Source organism: Streptomyces sp. NPDC093546, from assembly GCF_044765045.1.
GTDB lineage: Bacteria > Actinomycetota > Actinomycetes > Streptomycetales > Streptomycetaceae > Streptomyces.
The window spans coordinates 239,787-257,832 of record NZ_JBIWJG010000008.1 but is presented as its reverse complement, the minus strand read 5'-3'; the positions used below and the strand labels follow the sequence as shown (position 1 = coordinate 257,832).

Genomic DNA, 18,046 nt, shown 5'->3' with positions numbered 1-18,046 from the left:
GGTCGTGACGATCGAGCGGCTCGGCGCCCTGCTCGCCGCGCTGGATCAAGGCGGCGGGCCGCCGCGCCCGCGTGACGTCGCCGAACTGATCTGGCTGGCGCGGAACCTGCCCGCGCCGCCGCCCGGTGAGGGGCCCGCGCCGGGCGGGGCCTCCGGCGCGGCCGAGACGGCGGACCCGTCCCCGCCGGACCCGTCCCCGCCCGGCCGGTCCGGGCCGGTTTCGTCCCGGTCGGCCTCGGAGGCCTCCGCGTCGGCGGATCCGGGTACGCGGTTGTACCTGCCGCGGCCGGAGGCGTCACCAGCGACTCCCGCCGTGGCGCCCGCTCCGACGGCTGCCGCTCCGGTACGCCTGGCGGCCCCGGCCACGCTGCCGCACGCCCGCGAACTGGCGCGCGTGCTACGACCGTTGAAGCGGCGCGTCGTGTCGGCGGTCCGTACCGTGCTCGACGAGGACGCCACGGCGGACCTGGCCGCCGAGCGGCGGCACTGGCTGCCGGTGCTGGCCCCGGCGGCGGACCGCTGGTTCGACGTCACGCTGATCCTGGACGCGTACGGGGACGGCGCCGCCTTCTGGGCTCCGCTCGGGCGGGAGCTGACCGAGCTGCTGCGGCGGACGGGCGCGTTCCGTGATGTGCGGACGTACTGCCTGCGGCCGCGCGCCGACGGGCGGCCCGGACTGGCACCGGCCGCGTCGGCCGCCGGGACCGACGCCGCATCCGCGTTGCGGGCCCCGGCGACGACGCTCGACCCGACGGGCCGCACGATCACGCTGGTGCTGACGGACGGCGTCGCGCCGCAGTGGCGGTCGGCGGCGCTGCGCACGGTACTGCGCCAGTGGGCGGCGGCGGGACCGACAGCAGTCGTCCAGCCGCTGCCCGAACACCTCTGGGACCGCACGGCGCTGCCGCCGGTGCCGGTCCGCTTCCGCTCCACGGACCGGGGGGCGCACGGCCTGGCGTACGCCCCGTACGCGCTCGGTGTCCCCTCTCCCGGGCCGGGCGACATCGCCGTGCCGGTGCTGGGCGCCACGCCCGAGTGGCTGGGGCCGTGGGCCGCGGCGGTCGCGGGGGCGGGCGCCTTCGACGGCGCGGCGGTGCTGCTGACGGCGGCGCCCGATCCACCGCTGCCGCGCGGGCCGCAGCCGGCGCCCCCGGTGGCCTTCGAGGACTTCCGCGCCACCGCGCAGCCGCGCGTCTTCCGCTTGGCGGCCTATCTCGCGGCGGCGCCGCTGAACCTGCCGGTGATGCGGATGGTGCAGTCCACGATGGTGCCGGACAGCCCGTTGTCCGACCTCGCGGAGATCGTCTTCAGCGGCCTGCTGCGCCGGCTGCCGGGGCCGGACGGCGGGGAGGGGCTCGACGCCGCGTACGAGTTCGCGCCGGGCGTGCGGGAACGGCTGCTGGGCACCATCCGGCGCGACGAGGCCGACGAAGTGATCGCGGCGGTCTCCGCGTACGCCGACGGGCGGACGCGCGGCGCGGGCCCGCGCTTCACCGCGGCGGCCCCCGCCCCGGGCGGCCCGCTCGCCCTTCCCGCGGGGGCGCGGCACTGGGCGGAGGTGCGCGGCCTGGTACGGCGCAGGCAGGGGCTGCGGGAGGAGGCGGGGGCGGCGGAGGGGCGGCGGTTCCTGATCACGCTGGGGGCGGAGCGGCCCGAGGTGCCGCCCGGGGAGCGGGACCGCACCGTGAGCGTGCGCAGCGTCGGCGACCTGGCGGACGTCCTCGTCGACTCGGGCTACGTCCACGTCCTGCCCCAGCTGACCTTCCGCACCGACGGCGACGAGGTGCTGCGTGAGATCGACGCGTGGGCGGCAAAGGTACGGCTCCGGTCGTCGGACGCCGTGATGGTGTACGGGAGCCACACGGACTGGGCGGCCGATCGGTATGTGTTGCTCGGGCACGGCGCCGGTACGGCGGTCGCACTGGACGCGCTCCACGCCGCACTGACCGCCCGAGGGCTGGGACACGCGATGTTCGTGTTGGACGTTGACGTGGCCGGGGACGGGATGCCGGAGGGCATGCCCCTGGAGGAGTTCGCCGGGGCGGCCGGTGGGACCACGGTGACCGTGCTGGCGGCTGCCACGCGCCCGGGGCCGGGCGGGGGGACCGCCCTCGCGGAAGCCATGGCCCGGGTGCTCGGGGAGACGACGGCCGATGAGGCGCGGCCGTTCCTGGACACCGCGGACACCCTGGAGAGCATCAGGCGCCTCTACGAACGCCTCGTTCGGGAGGCCGGCGTCGCGCCGGGGTGGAGCTGGAGCCGGTGGTCCGTCACGGACGGTACCGAGGCCCCGCTCTTCCCCAACCCGCTGCACACGCCCGCGCTCGCCGCGCTGGCGTCATGGGCGCGCGGTGACCGCCATGACGGGCGTCTGCGCGCGGTGATCGGCGCCCCCGGTACGGGCGGGAGGACGCTGCTGCGACGGCTGGCCAGGCTGGTTCCGTCCTCCTCGTCCTGGCTGCAAGGGGGCGATCGCAGGTTGCCGTTCGCCCTCGACCTTCCGCAGATGCAGTCGGGGGCGACCCCGGAGCCGGTCACGCTGCTCGTCGACGACCTGGACACGAGCCGCACGACGGAGAGCACCGCTTTGGAGGGGCTGCGACAGTCGGCCGCGCTCCCCCGTGTCAAAGTCGTCGTGGCCACCCGCCCGGAGAGGCTGCGTCTGCTCGGCCCGGACGTGGAGGTGATCGACCTCGAGGAGCAGGCGTACCGGGCCGCGCCCGAGGACTTCGTGCACGCGCTGCTGGCGGGCGTCCGGGACGCCCGTGCGCTGGCGGCGACCGTCGTCGAGTGGGCGGGCGGCTCCATCGCCCTCGCGCGCTCGCTGGCCGGCGCGGTGACGGATGCCCGCCTCACCTCCGACTCCCCCGCGGCCTCCTGGCTCTCCGAGGCGGAGGCCGCAGCCGACACCCGGCTCGGCCGCTTCGGGGACGACCGGGCGGAGGTGGAGCGGTGGCTGCTGCCGCTCGCGTACACCGGGCACACGGGTGCGCCACTGCCGTCGGACGTGTGGACGGCCCTGGCCGACGCCCTGCCGGGAGTCGGTCGCGAGCGGCGGGACACCGGCTGGGTGGTGGAGACCGCCGCGGACCTGTTCATGCCGGGCACGTACCGGCTCTGCCGCGCCGTGGCCCTCTACCTGCGCGCCGGGGACGACCCCGGGTCCGTACAGGCGCTGATCACGGAGGCGCTGCTGGACCTGGTGCCGCGCAGGGCGGAGGACGGGCGGCGGAACTGGCCGTCGGCGCCGCCGTACGTCCTGGCGTACCTCTCCACGCACGCGGCGGCGGCCGGGGCCCTCGACCCGCTGCTCGACGACCGGGAGTTCGTGCTCCACGCCGAGCCGAACCGGCTGCTGCGCGCGCTCGGTTCCGTCACGACGCACCACGGCCGGCGGGTGGCGGAGGTGTACGAGGCGTCGGCGCCCGCCCATGTCGGGCTGGGCCCCCGGGAGCGGGGCGGTGTCCTCGCCGTCGAGGCGGCGACGCGGCGCGGGTTCCGGCGGCTGGCCGACTCCTTCGCGCGGCACCTGCCGTGGTATCCGGTCTCGGCGGGGGTGGCGGGCCTGTCGGTGGTGGGCGTCTTCTCGACCACGATCACGCCGGTGCCGACGCTGTTCCTGAGCTGCGACGACGGTTCGGTCGTCGTACGGCAGCTGCCGGGGGGCACGAGGGACCATGTACTGGCCGGGCACGAGGGGCCGGTGCGCGCTCTGGACTGCATCACCATCGAGGGCCGACCGCACGCGGTCACGGGCGGGGAGGACGGGACGGTACGCGTCTGGGACCTGACGACCGGCCTGTCGGCCCTCCCCCGCAGGCCCTCTCGGTCCGGCCGCCGGTCACCCGTGCGCGCGGTGGCCTGCGCCATGCTCCAGGGCGGCCCGTACGCCGTGCTCGCGACGGACCACGGCCTGGAGGGAATCCACCTCGCCGGGAACGACCGGGACTGGTTCAGGCCACAGAGCCGGCAGCCTGTCACCTCACTGGTGTACACCGCCGTCGGCGAACGATCCGTCGCCGTGATGGGCACGGCCGAGTCCCTTGACGCCTGGCCCTTGTTCGGCGACGCCACGCGGATCACGTCGTGGCCCGTGGCGGCCATGACCGGGGCGACCCTCGACGGGCACCCTCATGTGCTGTACAGCGGGGGCGACGAGGTCGTGTACGCCTGGAACGCCGCGACGGACGTGCAGACCGAGCTGTTCCGCACCGACGGCGCCGTCACCGCCCTCGCCACCACCGTCCTCGACGGCCGGCCCCACGCCGTGACCGCGGAGGCGCCCGGGACCCTGGTGGTTCGGGACCTCACGGTGACCGACCGGGTGGAGACCATCGTCCTGCCGCGTCCCGCCCGTTCCCTGACCGCCGCCGGCCAGTACGTCGCCGTGGCCATGGACCACGGCGCGGTGTTCATCGACCTTCGGCCGGGCCGCTGACGGTCACGCCGTCCCTCGCGCCGTTCCCCGCGCCGTCCGCGATCCGCTCGTGGCCCGGCGGCGGATCCGCGCGCGGCCCCGGGCGGCGGAAGAGGCGTACGCGCCGCAGGGCCGGCTCCGTCCAGCGGGCGGCGAGGGGGCCGAGGATCACCAGGATGAGGACGTAGGCCGTGGCGAGGGGCCCGACGCGGGGTTCGGTGGCGACCGCGAGGCCCGCGATGACGATGGAGAACTCGCCGCGGGCGACCAGCGCGCCGCCCGCGCGGAGGCGGCCCCGGCTGCCGATGCCGGCGCGGCGGGCCGCGTACCAGCCGGTGATGATCTTGGTGATGGCGGTGACGACGGCGAGCAGCAGCGCGGGCACCAGCACCGGCGGGATGTCGGCCGGGTCGGTGGACAGGCCGAAGAAGACGAAGAAGACCGCGGCGAACAGGTCGCGCAGCGGGGTGAGGAGCTTGCGGGCGCCCTCGGCGACCTCGCCGGACAGCGCGATGCCGACGAGGAACGCGCCGACCGCCGCGGAGACCTGGAGCTCCTGGGCGACACCGGCGACGAGCACGGTGAGGCCGAGGACGACCAGGAGCAGCATCTCCGGGTTGTCGGAGGAGACGGCGCGGCTGATGAGGCGGCCGTGGCGGAGGGCGGCGTACAGGACCAGGCCGACCGTGCCGAGGGCGATGAGGACGGTGATGCTGCCGCCGGCGAGGCCGACTCCCGCGAGCAGGGCGGTCAGGAGGGGGAGGTAGACGGCCATCGACAGGTCCTCGATGACGAGGACGCCCAGGACGACGGGGGTTTCGCGGTTGCCGAGGCGGCCGAGGTCGGTGAGGACCTTGGCGATGACGCCGGAGGAGGAGATCCAGGTGACGCCGGCGAGGGCGACGGCGGCGACGGGTCCCCAGCCGAGGAGGAGGGCGGCGGCGGCGCCCGGGGTGGCGTTGAGGACGAAGTCGACGGCGCCCGACCGGGACTGTGTCTTGAGGCTGGTGACGAGCTCGGTGGCGCTGTACTCCAGGCCGAGGAGGAGCAGGAGGAGGATGACGCCGATTTCGGCGCCGACGGCGACGAAGTCCTCGCTGGCCTTGAGCGGGAGGAGGCCGCCGTGGCCGAAGGCGAGTCCGGCGAGGAGGTAGAGGGGTATCGGGGAGAGGCCGATGCGCCCGGCGAACCGTCCGACGAGTCCGAGGCCGAGGATGACCGCTCCCAGTTCTATGAGGAGCGCGGTGGTGTCGTGCATGTCATCCTCCGGCGACGATCGCGGAGAGGGCGTCCACGCCCTCACGGGTGCCGACGGCGACCAGGGTGTCCCCCACGGCCAGCCGGAAGTCGGGGCCGGGTGAGGGGTGGACGCTGGTGCGGCGCAGGACGGCGACGATGGAGGCGCCGGTGCGCGTGCGGGCCCGGGTGTCACCGAGCAGCCGCCCCACGTAGGGCGAGCGGCTGTTGACGGGGATGTGCTCGGTGACGAGGTCGAGGCCGTCGGTGCGGATGGCGTCGATCGGTGCCTGGTCGATCAGATGGGCCAGCGCGGTGGCCTCGTCGGGGGTGAGCGGCACCGACGCCTCACAGGTGTCGGGGTCGTCGGCGCGGTAGAAGCCGAGGAAGCGGCGGCCGTCGTTGTGGACGACGACGGAGATGTGCTGGCCCGCTTCGGTGGTGAAGTCGTACTGCGTTCCGACGCCCGGCAGCGGGGTCCGGCGGGTTCCCATGGTCGCCCCTCCCGAGGTGGCGCACGTGCGCGGTCAATGGCGGCGAGAAACAGATGGCCGAAAAGAAGTGGCCAGAAAAGGATCTTCTTTACCCTATCATTACACTTTCTTCAGTGCCGCGGCACCGAACGAAACGTCGAAGCGGTCGCACCAGATGCTGACGCTGGTGTACGCGGCCGGGTCGACTCCGGCGGGCAGCGGGTAGTTCTGGTCACCCTTGTTGCCCTTGAGGTCGCCGAGGCTGACGTACGCGCCGTCGTCGAAGACGTGCCAGCCGGCCTTGCCCTCGCGGACGGGGGCGTCGGTGAGCCAGACCTTCAGGTCGGGGCCGTTGCTCGTGTCGAGGTTCTCCAGCCGCAGGACGTGGGAGCCGTCGGCGAGCTTCAGCAGACGCACGGTGCCGGAGGTGCTGTGCTCGTGGCTGATCAAGGTGCCGCTCGCGACCGTGCGGGGCGCGGCCGGGGCGGTCGGTGTGGCGGTGGGCGTTACGGAGGGCGTTACGGAGGGCGTGATGGTGGGCGCCGGCGCCACGGCCGACGGCACCGACTCGTCGACGGTCGCGTCGGTCCACAGCTTCCACGGCTGGAACCAGTACAGCCCGAAGCCGAGTGCCACCAGCGCGAGCGCCAGGGCACCGATCACCACCGGGCTGGTCATCAGACGTCGTACGCGGCTCATCACTGCCTCCAGGTATCCGCTGTTCCCGGTCCCATTCAACGCGGGGTACCCGGCGGCGCGGGCGTCCGACCCGATGACGAAAGTCTTACGCCACCAGGACTTACGTCCCCGGGGCTCAGACCTCGGGGCCCAGACCTCCGAGGCTCAGACCTCCGGGCTCAGACCTCCGGGGCGGCCGGAAGGACGACCTCGAAGCGGCAGCCGCCCTGGACGTTGCGCACGTCCGCGCGGCCGGCGTGCGCCTCGACGATGCCGCGCACGATGGCCAGGCCCAGGCCCGCTCCCGCCGGCGGCGTCCGGGCCGCGGTGCCCCGCCAGCCGGTGTCGAACACCCGGGGAAGATCGTCCTCCGGTATGCCGCCGCAGCCGTCGGTCACGGAGAGCACCACCTGGTCGGCGCGGCGCTCGGCGGCGACCGCGACGGTGCCGTCGGCGGGGGTGCGGCGGATGGCGTTGACCAGCAGGTTGGCCAGCACCCGGGTCATCTCGTGGCCGTCCACCTCCACCGGCACCGTGTCGACGCGGTCGCCGACGAGCCGCACGCCGAGCTCGCGGGCGAGCGGATCGGCGCCCGCGAGGGCCTCCCCCACCAGGTCGTACACGGATATCCGGGCGGGGGCCAGGGAGAGCGCGCCCGCGTGGATGCGGGAGAGGTCGAAGAGGTCGCCGACCATGGCGTTGAGCCGGTCGACCTCGGTGCGCATCTGCCGGAAGTAGCGCTGCGGGTCCGGCGCGACGCCGTCCTCCAGCGCCTCGGACATGGCGCGCAGCCCGGCGAGGGGGGTGCGCAGGTCGTGCGATATCCAGGCGACGAGCTCGCGCCGCGACTTCTCCAGGGCGTGCTCCCGTGCCCGGGAGGCGGACAGCTTGGCGCTGGTCGCGGCCAGCTCGCGGCTGAGCTCGGCGAGCTCGGCGGTGGCGGCGCCGCCGGGTGCGGCGAAGCTGCCGCCGTCGCCGAAGGAGCGGGCCGCCCGCGCCAGTTCGCGGCTGCGGGCGACCACCCAGCGGCCCAGCAGCAGCGCGGTGGCGAGGGCGACGACGGCGGCCATCGCCACGACCGTGGTGATGACGGAGAAGTCGTGCGGCTCGAGGAACATCGCCTTGCAGACGGTGAGGGTGCCCGCCAGCATCGCGGTCACGGTGACGGCGGCGACGATCGTGAGCGAGACGACGACCGACCGGTGGCGCAGCACGCGCAGCACCAGGGCCCCGACGATCCCCGCGGCGGCCGCGCCGGCGAAGGCGTACGCCGCGATGAGGAGCAGGTCACGCATCGCCGCCTCCCGGCCCGGAGTCGAAGCGGTAGCCGACGCCCCACACCGTGCGGATCAGCCGGGGGTTGGCCGGATCGTCCTCGATCTTGCCGCGCAGCCGCCGCACATGGACGGTGACGGTCGACAGGTCGCCGAACTCCCAGCCCCACACCTCGCGCATCAGCGCCTCCCGGCTGTGGGCCTGCCCCGGGTGCCGCATGAGATGGCCGAGCAGGTCGAACTCGCGCAGTGTCAGCGCCAGCTCGCGGCCGTCCTTGGTGGCCCGACGGGCGGCCGGGTCGAGGACGATGCCCGCGATCCCGGCCGGCGCGGGGGGCGGGGGCGCGGCGGTCCGGCGCAGCACGGACTCGACGCGCAGCACCAGCTCGCGCGGGCTGAACGGCTTGGTCACGTAGTCGTCGGCGCCTATCTCCAGGCCGAGGACGCGATCCTCCTCGTCGCCGCGCGCCGTGAGCATGATGACCGGCACGGGTCCGCGCTCGCGCAGCGTGCGGCACACCTCCAGGCCGTCCATGCCGGGCAGCATCAGATCCAGCACGACCAGGTCGGGCCACCGCGCGGCGGCGAGCCGCAGCGCCTCCGGTCCGTCGGCCGCGCGCGCGACGGAGAAACCGGCCCGCTCGAGATAGCCGGTGACGACCTCCGAGACGGTGGGGTCGTCGTCCACGACGAGGATGGTGCGCATGTCCGCCAGTCTGGCGCACGGCACTGACAACGCCGCGGCCGCCGGTGATGACCATTCGATGACGTCCGATTCGTACAAGACCGGCCGCGCGGCGGCTGCCTAGCGTGCCGTCATGACCACTACTCCACGACTGGACGCCCTCGGTCTCGTCGTCTCCGACATGGCCGCCTCGCTCGCCTTCTACCGCCGCCTCGGCCTCGACATCCCCGCAGGCGCCGAGGCGGCCCCGCACGTCGAGGTCACGCTGCCCGGCGGCCTGCGGGTGCTGTGGGACACCGAGGACGTCATCCGCTCCTTCGACCCCGACTGGACGCGCCCGCGCGGCGGCGACCGCGTCGGCCTCGCGTTCCGCTGCGCGGACCCGGCGGCGGTCGACGCGCTGTACGCGTCGCTGGTCGCCGCCGGCCACCGCGGGCACCTGAAGCCCTGGGACGCCGCGTGGGGCCAGCGTTACGCGGTGGTGCTGGACCCCGACGGCTGCGGGGTGTCCCTCTTCGCCGACGCCGGTACGGACACCGGTACGGACGCCGCGTAGGCGCTGAGCGTGGTGCCGGCCAGGGCGCGCACCTCCCGCGCGAGGTGCGCCTGGTCGGCGCAGCCCGCCTCGACCGCCGCCCGCGCGTACGGCACGCCGGCCCGTACCAGCGCGAGCGCGCGCTGGAGCCGCAGCACCCGCGCGAGCGTCTTGGGGCCGTAGCCGAAGGCGTCCAGGGAGCGCCGGTGCAGATGGCGGGCGCCGAGCCCCACGGCCGCGGCGGTGGCGGCGACCGGCCGTCCGGCGGCCAGGCCGGCGACCACGGCCCGCAGCAGCGGATCGGGCCGGGGCGCGTCGGCGGCGAGGCGCAGCGCCAGTGCCTCCAGCGCGGCAACCGGGTCGGGGGCGGCCGACACCCGCTCGGCGAGCCGCCGCACCCGCGCGCCGGGCCACAGGGCGTCCAGGTCGACGCGCCGGTCGCGCAGCTCGTGCGCGGGCACGCCCAGGATCAGCGGCGCGTCCCCGGGCGCGAACCGGACCCCGGCGTACGCGGCACCGGGGTTCTCGGGGACGTACGCCCGGGTGTCGGGACCGGCGACGAGCAGCCGCCCGTCGGTCCACAGCAGGTCCATGCACCCGTCGGGCAGCACCGCGCCGACACGGCCGGGGGAGCCGGTCCGGCTCCACACGACGGCGCCGTCGAGGCGTGCGGGTCGTTCCTCGTACACGACTCCCAGGCTAGGCGTCCGAACGCCTGAACCGCTGGACGCCTGACACCGCCCCTGACGGTCGGACAGAATGAACAGCTGGTCCACGTCGTATCACCGCGGGGGTTGTTGTGAGCGCACTGATGGAATTCACCACGGACAGCGGCGCGCAGGTCGTGGTGGAGGTCGACCGCCACCAGCCCGGCGCGAAGTTGGTCTCGCGCGGCGGCAACTCCCTGGTCGTGGCGGGCCGGACCTTCGACGAAGCGCTTCAGGGCATCCGCTCGGCGGCCGAGTCCGCGCTCACCGTGTTCCGGGACGGCTCCCTCAGGCCGGACGGGGTGGAGCTGGAGTTCGGCGTCAGACTCACGGCGGAGGCCGGTGCCGTGATCGCCAAGAGCGCGCTCGAGGGCCATCTGACGGTCAAGCTCTCCTGGAACCCGGGGGCGACGGCCCAGGCCGGCACGGCCGACCGGTGACCCTCTCCCCCGCCTGGCACGCGCGCGTGGAGCTGGACGGCGTGGTGGCGGGCTCCGGCTTCCTCGTCACCGCCGACTCCGTACTGACCTGCGCCCATGTCGTGGGCGCGGCGGACCGCGCCGAGGTCTCCTTCCCGGGTGCGCCGGGCCTCGAACGGCTGACGGCGACGGTGGCGGTGCGGGGCTCCTGGGCGAGCGGACCGCTGGACCGGGGCGACGTGGCGGTGCTCCGCCTCGACCGGCCGGTGGACATCGCGCCCGCCGCCTTCGCCGGGCTCGACGAGCCGTACCCTGCGCACGGCCGTGCGCAGCGGATCGTCGCGTACGGCTTCCCCGACGGGTACGACCAGGACGGCGTCCAGAGCGAGCTGCGCGTCACCTCCCACCAGCTCATCCAGGACGAGTGGGCCCAGCTGGAGTCCTGGAGCGGCTACGGCCAGGAGCCCGCCCACGGGTTCAGCGGCGCCGCGGCGATGCTGGAGGGCAGCGGCACCGTGGTCGGCATGGTCACCGCCCACGATCCGGTCGGCCGCAACGGGCGCATGCTCCCCGCCCGGGTGCTCGTCCGGCACTGGCCCGCCCTCGCCGACCTCGTACCCACCCCCGGCTACCCGGCCGCGGAGAAGCGGCGGTTGCGCGAACTGGTCGAGCGGATCGCCGCACCGGACGTGCCCGTCGACCGGCTGATGCGTTCGGCCGTCAGCCCGCTCGGCATCGCTCCGCCGCCTGCCGGGCGGCTGAACGAGCTCTGGCACGCCGTCTGGTACCTGCTGTCGGAGGCACCGCCGCGCCGCGGCGCCCTGCCGCTGGCCGAGCTGGCGGTACGCCTCGCCGACCTGGTACCGGACGAGGGGCTCGGCGGGGAGCTGCGCGCATGGGCGCGGGCACACCGCGCGCGCCACGACGCCCCGGCCCCCGCCTCCGCCGCACGTACGGTCGGACAGCGGGAACGCCGCCGCTGGTCGCCGATCCTCGTCGAGATCGAGCGCAGCGGCGCGGACCGCAACGTCGTCCTGGCGGAGGTGTCCGCGTACCGCGGGGGCGGCCGGCTGCTCGTCGGTGAGAAGCACCTGCCGAAGAGCCAGGTCCGCTCCTGGGTACTGGACCGGATAGACGAGGCCTTCGGTGAGATCGACACCGACGGCCGGGAGCTGATCGCCTTCTCCCTGCCGCGCGACTGGCTCAACCAGCCGGTCGACCGGTGGACACGGCGCAAGGACAAGGAGGCGCCGCTCGGCTGCCACTCGCCCGTCGTGGTCATGGACCATCAGCGGCGGGCGCGGGAGCGGCTGCAGTTCCGGCTCAGGAGGATGTGGGAGGACCTGGACCGGCAGGACGGCTCCTCGCTGCACCGGATCGGATGCGACGGGCCGCACCGGCCGGCGCGATTGTCCGTCCTGTTGCAGGACGTGTACGCGCCGGTCGGCTTCGCGCGGCCGCCCAGGGCCGCCCGCGACCGGGAGCTGCACGGTGCCGCGCTGGACGCCCCGGCGCCGATCGTGCTGTGGCCGCGGCGTACGGACTGCCCGCCCGGCGGGGCGTGCCACGGCGCCTGCGACGGCAACGGCTTCCTGGACCGGCTGGCCGCGTACCTCTCCGCCCTCCCTCCGGCGGACCTGCCCGAGAGGATCCTCCAGTTGCGCAAGGAGGCCTTTCTGCACGAGGGTCCGCAGCCGCACTGGGCGGCTGAGCTGTCCCTGCTGTGGGAGGACCCCCGCTGGTTCCCCGAGATCCGTCCGCTGCGCCGGTCCCCCGTCGGCTGACCCCTTCCGGAGAGCTTCGATGACGCCCCAGGCCCCGTGGCCCGTCTACAACGGATCGAACGAACCTCATGACGGGATCGACCATCTGCCCGCACCGCCGCCGTGGCGGGACTTCGACGGCGGTCCGCCCCTCCCGGCCCCCCGCGCGGCCGCCGCCGACTCCCCCGACCGGGCCCACCGCGCCCGGGCGTACAGGCCGACGGAGCAGAGCGTCGCACTTGTGAACGCCGCGCTCTTCCTGCGCCGGCCGCTGCTGGTGACGGGCCCGCCCGGGAGCGGCAAGTCGAGCCTCCCGTACGCTGTGGCGCGCGAGTTGCGCCTGGGGCCCGTGTTGCGTTGGAACGTCACCAGCCGGTCGGCGCTGGCCGACGGGCTGTACCGGTACGACCCCCTCTCGCGGCTGTACGCCGCGGGCCACCAGCCCGAGGACAGCGCCGTCGAGGACCACCTGCGGCTGGGACCGCTGGGCACCGCGCTGTTGCCGTACGAACGGCCCCGGGTACTCCTCATCGACGAGATCGACAAGAGCGACCTCGACCTCCCCAACGACCTGCTGAACGTGCTGGAGGAGGGGCAGTACGAGATTCCGGAGCTGGTCCGCGCCGCCCGCACGCACCCCGAAGCGGCCGTGATGGTCGCCGACTCGGACGAGCGGGTGCCGGTACGGCACGGCCGGGTGCGCTGCCGGGCCTTTCCCTTCGTGGTGCTGACCAGCAACGGGGAACGCGAGTTCCCGCCCGCGTTCCTGCGCCGATGTGTGACGCTGGAGCTCCGCCGGCCGCTGCCGGGGCATCTGGAGGAGATCGTTCGTGCCCACCTCGGCGAACTGGACGACCACGACCGGGAGCTGGTCGCCGCCTTCCTGCGTCGCGGTACAGCCGGGGAGCTGGCCACGGACCAGCTCCTCAACGCCATTTACCTGACCCGCGCGTCCGGTCTCGACGCGGGTTCGCGCGACGAGCTGGCGGAGGCCTTGATGCCCTATCTGAGCCGGGCCGCGGGCGCGTGGGACGGCGATGACCTCTGAGCCGGAGGCGCTGGCCGCCGTCCTGGCGGAGGCCGGCGCCACCGCGCCCACGGGCCGGGAGCTGGCGGAAGTGCTGTGGCTGGCCCGGCATCTGCCGCAGCCCGAGCCCGCCGCGTCGCCGTACGGCCGGGGACACGGGCTCCAAACCGGGGACCGATCGGTGCAGCTCGTGGCGCCCGGTGACCTGCCGGCGCCCGCCACGCCTCCGGCACCGCCCCGGACTCCGCCCCCCGCCTCTGCTGACGCGTCGCCGTCACCGCCGGGCGGCGCGCCCGGTCGCGCGGCCCGCGCCGCCGGTCTCGTCCCCCTGCACACCCCCACCCGGTCCCCCGGCCCCGCCGAGGGAGGCCCGCCCGGCACCGGGCACGCGCCCCTGCTGGCGCCCGCCCCGCCCATGCTGGCCCATCCGCTGACGGTCCAGCGTTCGCTGCGTCCGCTGCGGCGCACGGTGCCCAGTGCCTCGCGCCGGGAACTCGACGAGGTGGAGACGGCCCATCACATCGCGACGCTGGGTGCCCGGCCGGGACTGTGGTTGCCCGTGCTGAGGCCGGAGCGGGAGCGCTGGCTGCATCTGCGGCTGGTCTTCGACGCCGGGCCGACGATGACCATGTGGCGACCGCTGCTGCGCGACCTGCACACCGCGCTCTCCCAGACCGGCGCCTTCCGCAGGCTGGACGTGCTGCGCCTCGGTACCGACGGTCGCCTCCCGCCGCGGCCCTGGGAGCGGGGCCGCACCGCCGTCCTGGTCGTCAGCGACTGCATGGGCCCGCAGTGGCGGGAGGGCCCGGCCGCACGCCGCTGGCTGCGCTCCCTGCGCGGCTGGGCGCGCGAGCTGCCGGTGGCGGTCCTCCAGCCGCTGCCGGAGCGGCTGTGGCGGCACACGGCCTGCCCACCCGTCGCGGGCACCTTCCGCTCGCCCGGCCCCGGCGTGCCGAACAGCGCGCTGTCCTTCGCGGCGTACGACGGCGGTCCGGGCGGCGCCGGCCCCCCGGTGCCGGTGCTGGAGCCCTCGGGCACCTGGCTCGGCCACTGGGCGTCGCTCGTGGCCTCGCCCGGCGGGACCGAGGTGCCGGGCGCGGCGGCGTTCCCCCGGGAGCGGCCCGCGTCGTACGCGAAGGACGGCTCTGCCGCCGGCCCGGGCAGCGCCGAGGACGCGTTCGACCCCGGGACCGCGGACCCGGAGGAGCTCGTGCTCCGCTTCCGGTCCATCGCCTCGCCGCAGGCGTTCCGCCTGGCGGCGCACCTCGCGGTGGGCACCGCGCATCTGCCGGTGATGCGGCTGGTCCAGGCGGCGATCGACGACCGGCCGCAGCCGCAGCACCTCGCGGAGGTGGTGCTCAGCGGCATGCTGCGGGCGGAGCCGGGCCCGGCCGCCGGAGCGTACGACTTCCGCCCCGGGGTCCGCGAGGTGCTGCTCGGCACTCTGCCGCGCACGGCGCTCCTGAGCACCGCGGGTCTGCTCGCCCGGGTGAGCGCCGAGATCGAGTCCCGCGCCGGCGCCGCACCCGGCGAGTTCCGCGCCCTGGCGCGGGGGCGCGGCACCTCGGGCGACTCGGCGTCGGGGGATCCCTTCGCCCTGGTGAGCGACGAGAGCGTACGGCTGCTGCGGGGGCCCGGGGCGGCGGCCGAAGCACCATCGGCGACCGAGGTACCGGCCGACACGGCACCGGCGACCGCGGTCCGTCCTCCCCGGCTGAACAGCGACCGGTACGAGCTGGGCCAGTACATCGGGCGGGGCTCGACGGGCAGCGTGTGGCGGGGGCACGACCGCTACTTCGGGCGTCCGGTCGCGATCAAGTTCTTCCCGTACCCGCCGCTCGGCAGTGCCTCGGCCACGGGCTGGGGCACCGGTGAACTGGACCGCCAGACCGTCACGGCGAGGTTCCTGTCCCAGGCGCACGAACTGGCGCAGCTGTCCCACCCCAACCTGGTACGGATCTTCGACGCGTTCGCGCTGGACGAGGGGTGCTGCCTGGTGTCGGAGCTGGTACCGGGGGACTCGCTGCGTCACCGTCTCGACGACCGCGGGCGGCTGACCGCCGCCGAGGCCGTGCCCCTCGCGCGCGGCGTGCTGAACGGGCTGTGGGCACTGCACCACTGGCGGGGGATCGCCCACGGGAGCCTCACCCCGGCCAAGGTGCTGGGCATCAGCGACGGTCTGCCCCGGCTCACCGACTTCGGAATGCACTGGCCCTACGCGCGGCGCGACGCCGACGCGGCGAGGCCGGAGGACGACCTGTACGGACTGGGCTCACTGCTGTACGAGATGCTCACCGGCACCACTCCGGGGCGGAATCACCCGCCCCTGATCGAGGTGCTGCCGGATGTGCCGCCCGAACTGGACTCCGCCGTCCGGGAACTGCTGTCACCGGTGCCGGACAACCGGCCGCGCGGCGCCATGGCGCTGACCATGGTGCGGCAGGAGTCCGGCAGGCGGCGCGACTCCGTCTACTACCAGCTGCTCGGCAAGCCACGGGCGCAGATCAGGGGCGTGGACGCCTCCCAGCACTCGTTCCAGGAGAACGCCTTCCTCTGCGGCCTGCTGCTCGCTCGCGGTGCGCCCGTCACGGAGGAGGAGATGCGGGAGGTCCTGCGCGAGTCGCCGCACATTCGGCCGTCCCAGTACGCCCTGCACCTGAGGGCCCTGGGGCACAGGATCGAAGCGGAGGACGGCGCGTACCGGCTGCCCGTGCCCGCATCCGGCCTGGACCTCGCGCGGGCGGAGGAACTGGTGACGCTGGCCGAACGGGCCCACGCACGGGGGGACGTGGCCGAGGGCGTGGAGTACTACAGATCGGCCCTCGCGCTCTGGTACGGCGACCCGCTGGAGGGCGTGCCGGGTGCCTGGGCCGAGCGGGAGCGGCAGCGGCTGCGGGAGTGGCACGCGGAGCTGACGGGGCGACTGGCGGCGCTGGAGCGGCCGGGGACCATCGCGACGGGATGGTTGCTGATCGACACGGGCGCGGCCGACCCGCGCACCCGGACAAACCCCCAAAGCGAGCTGCTGAGGCGGGCCGCGGAGGCCGTGGCGGGAGTGCTCGGCGGTCACCGGCCGTGGCAGTCGGTCCGGTCCGGAGAGCCGGTGTACCGGATCAGTTCGCCCATCCCGCCGAACGTCTCACCGCAGGCCGTGGTGGAGTGGGCCGTCGGCTCGTTCCCCGCCACTCTCGCGGGCGTCGCCCCGCCCATGCCGTCCTTCCCGCCGCAGCGCTTCACCGTGGTCGTACACGACGAGGCACGGCTCCCGGCGGCCGAGATGCTGGCCAGTGCCGGGGGGATCCAGCCCGAGGTGCCGGACCGGACCGCGGCCCTGGAGGTCACCGTACTGATCTCGCACCGGGTACGGGCAGGGCTGCCCCGGGCGCTGCAGCGAAACTTCGCCCGGATCACCGCGACGGCCGGCGGGTGGCGGCACGTCGTGCCGGTACGCCAGGCCGGCCACACGGACCACCTGCCGCGCCACGTGCCGGACGGCGACGGCGACGCCCTGCCGGCCGTCGACGAGAACCGCGGTGGCCTGCTGCGGGGGTTGGCCCGCCGACTGGGTCTGGGCGGCCGCACCGACGAAACGCGCGAACCCCCGGCACCGCCGGGGCCCGGGGCCGGGCCGGGCCCCGAGCCCCGAGACACCCCTTAGGGCTTGTCGCGTTGGGGCTTGTCGCGGTCCCGCTCCCGCTCCTTCTCCTTCGACGTGTGCAGCCGCGCCACCACGTCGTCCGGCGGCAGGAAGCGCGACCAGCGCTCCGGGAACTCCGAGGGCATGTCGGGGTCCTCGTCGTCCAGTTCCTCGACCGCCGCCTTCGCACGGGCCACCAGGGCGGCGGCCTCGGCCGCGCGGGCGCGTTCGTTCTCGGCGCGGGCGGCGGCGGTGGCGACGGACGGCCAGACGCGGTCGATCGCGGCGTTCACCGCGGCGCCGACCAGGACCGCGAAGGCGGAGATGCCGATCCACAGCAGGACCGCGATCGGCGCGGAGAGCGAGCCGTAGATCGTGGGCCCCTCGACCGTGCTGGTCAGGTAGATGCGCAGCAGGAAGCTGCCGAGCACCCACATCCCGAGGGCCACCAGGGCGCCCGGGACGTCCTCGATCCAGGGCGAGCGGACCGGGACGGACACGTGGTACAGCGTGGTGAGGAAGGCGATGGACAGGAGGATGACGACGGGCCAGTAGAGGATCGAGACGACTTCCGTGCCCCACGGGATCAGTTCCACCACCCGGTCGGGGCCCACGACGGCCAGCGGCAGGACGACCGCGCCGATCAGCAGGGCCACGATGTAGAGGAGGAAGGCGAGCAGCCGGGTGGCGACGATGCCCCGGTGGCCGTCGAGGCCGTACATCACCGTGATGGTGTCGATGAAGACGTTCACGGCGCGCGAGCCCGACCACAGGGCGATGGCGAAACCGATCGAGATCACGTCCGGGCGGCCGCCCTTGGTGACGTCCTCCAGGAGCGGTTTGGCGATGTCGTTGACGCCCCGCTCGGACAGGACCGTGCCCACGGCCGCGAGGATGTTCTTCTCGATGGAGGCGACCGTGGTGGTGTCGGTCCACTCGTCGATGTAGCCGAGCAGTCCGAGCAGGCCCAGCATCAGGGGCGGCAGCGACAGCAGGGTGAAGAACGCCGCTTCGGCGGCGAGACCGAGGATCCGGTACTCGATGCACGAATTGACGGTGTCCTTCAGGAGGAGCCACGCCATTTTCCGCTTGGAGACGTTGCGGTAGAGGGCCCGCGCCCGGTGAAGTCGGCCCGGTGACCTGGGGTGCCACTGGGGTGTTTCTTTTGCTGCCTGCACCTCCTTACCGTATCCGC

Annotated in this window: 13 protein-coding genes; 6 read left to right on the top strand and 7 right to left on the bottom strand. The window is 74.7% G+C overall.

The genetic code is table 11. The features are described from left to right. Nucleotides 1-4 precede the first annotated feature (4 nt). Nucleotides 5-4,438 (top strand): SAV_2336 N-terminal domain-related protein, encoded by a 4,434-nt coding sequence (locus ACIRNI_RS20145; RefSeq protein ID WP_403552761.1) that lies wholly within the window; start codon nucleotides 5-7, stop codon nucleotides 4,436-4,438. Here ACIRNI_RS20145 and ACIRNI_RS20140 read toward each other — a convergent pair. The 5 genes from ACIRNI_RS20140 to ACIRNI_RS20120 form a co-directional block, all read right to left on the bottom strand. Then, nucleotides 4,413-5,675: a cation:proton antiporter gene (locus ACIRNI_RS20140; protein WP_403552759.1), complete on the bottom strand. Its 1,263-nt coding sequence runs from the start codon at nucleotides 5,673-5,675 to the stop codon at nucleotides 4,413-4,415. The genes ACIRNI_RS20145 and ACIRNI_RS20140 overlap by 26 nt on opposite strands. A gap of 1 nt (nucleotide 5,676) precedes the next feature. Next, entirely contained in the window at nucleotides 5,677-6,147 is a 471-nt protein-coding gene (locus tag ACIRNI_RS20135) for a cation:proton antiporter regulatory subunit (RefSeq protein WP_403552757.1), read from the bottom strand. A 99-nt stretch (nucleotides 6,148-6,246) separates the two neighbouring features. Then, entirely contained in the window at nucleotides 6,247-6,825 is a 579-nt protein-coding gene (locus ACIRNI_RS20130) for a DM13 domain-containing protein (protein ID WP_403552755.1), read from the bottom strand. A 158-nt stretch (nucleotides 6,826-6,983) separates the two neighbouring features. Next, nucleotides 6,984-8,099 carry a sensor histidine kinase gene (locus ACIRNI_RS20125; protein WP_403552753.1) on the bottom strand — a complete coding sequence of 372 codons (1,116 nt, stop codon included), beginning with the start codon at nucleotides 8,097-8,099 and terminating at the stop codon, nucleotides 6,984-6,986. Next, nucleotides 8,092-8,784 (bottom strand): response regulator transcription factor, encoded by a 693-nt coding sequence (locus ACIRNI_RS20120; protein ID WP_403552751.1) that lies wholly within the window; start codon nucleotides 8,782-8,784, stop codon nucleotides 8,092-8,094. Before ACIRNI_RS20120 ends, ACIRNI_RS20125 begins: the two co-directional genes overlap by 8 nt. Nucleotides 8,785-8,896: 112 nt before the next feature. On the opposite strand from ACIRNI_RS20120, the gene ACIRNI_RS20115 reads away from it, so the two are divergent. Further along, on the top strand, nucleotides 8,897-9,319 hold the full coding sequence (locus tag ACIRNI_RS20115; protein WP_403552749.1) for a VOC family protein: 423 nt from the start codon (nucleotides 8,897-8,899) through the stop codon (nucleotides 9,317-9,319). Here ACIRNI_RS20115 and ACIRNI_RS20110 read toward each other — a convergent pair. After that, nucleotides 9,235-9,996, bottom strand: a complete 762-nt coding sequence (locus tag ACIRNI_RS20110) for a helix-turn-helix domain-containing protein (protein ID WP_403552865.1) — start codon at nucleotides 9,994-9,996, stop codon at nucleotides 9,235-9,237. The genes ACIRNI_RS20115 and ACIRNI_RS20110 overlap by 85 nt on opposite strands. Before the next feature lie 101 nt (nucleotides 9,997-10,097). Between ACIRNI_RS20110 and ACIRNI_RS20105 the strand changes: the two genes are divergently transcribed. The 4 genes from ACIRNI_RS20105 to ACIRNI_RS20090 are packed head-to-tail and all read left to right on the top strand — an operon-like array spanning nucleotide 10,098 to nucleotide 16,872. Next, entirely contained in the window at nucleotides 10,098-10,445 is a 348-nt protein-coding gene (locus tag ACIRNI_RS20105; RefSeq protein ID WP_403552747.1) for a CU044_2847 family protein, read from the top strand. Continuing rightward, complete coding sequence (locus ACIRNI_RS20100; RefSeq protein WP_403552745.1) at nucleotides 10,442-12,208, top strand: trypsin-like peptidase domain-containing protein; 1,767 nt, start codon at nucleotides 10,442-10,444, stop codon at nucleotides 12,206-12,208. Before ACIRNI_RS20105 ends, ACIRNI_RS20100 begins: the two co-directional genes overlap by 4 nt. 19 nt (nucleotides 12,209-12,227) lie before the next feature. After that, entirely contained in the window at nucleotides 12,228-13,235 is a 1,008-nt protein-coding gene (locus ACIRNI_RS20095; protein WP_403552744.1) for an AAA family ATPase, read from the top strand. Next, nucleotides 13,225-16,872, top strand: coding sequence for an SAV_2336 N-terminal domain-related protein (locus tag ACIRNI_RS20090; protein WP_403552742.1), 3,648 nt, complete (start codon nucleotides 13,225-13,227; stop codon nucleotides 16,870-16,872). The genes ACIRNI_RS20095 and ACIRNI_RS20090 overlap by 11 nt, the downstream gene beginning before the upstream one ends. Here ACIRNI_RS20090 and ACIRNI_RS20085 read toward each other — a convergent pair. Further along, complete coding sequence (locus ACIRNI_RS20085; RefSeq protein WP_403552740.1) at nucleotides 16,869-18,029, bottom strand: YihY/virulence factor BrkB family protein; 1,161 nt, start codon at nucleotides 18,027-18,029, stop codon at nucleotides 16,869-16,871. The two genes, ACIRNI_RS20090 and ACIRNI_RS20085, sit on opposite strands and share 4 nt — an antisense overlap. Nucleotides 18,030-18,046 lie beyond the last annotated feature (17 nt).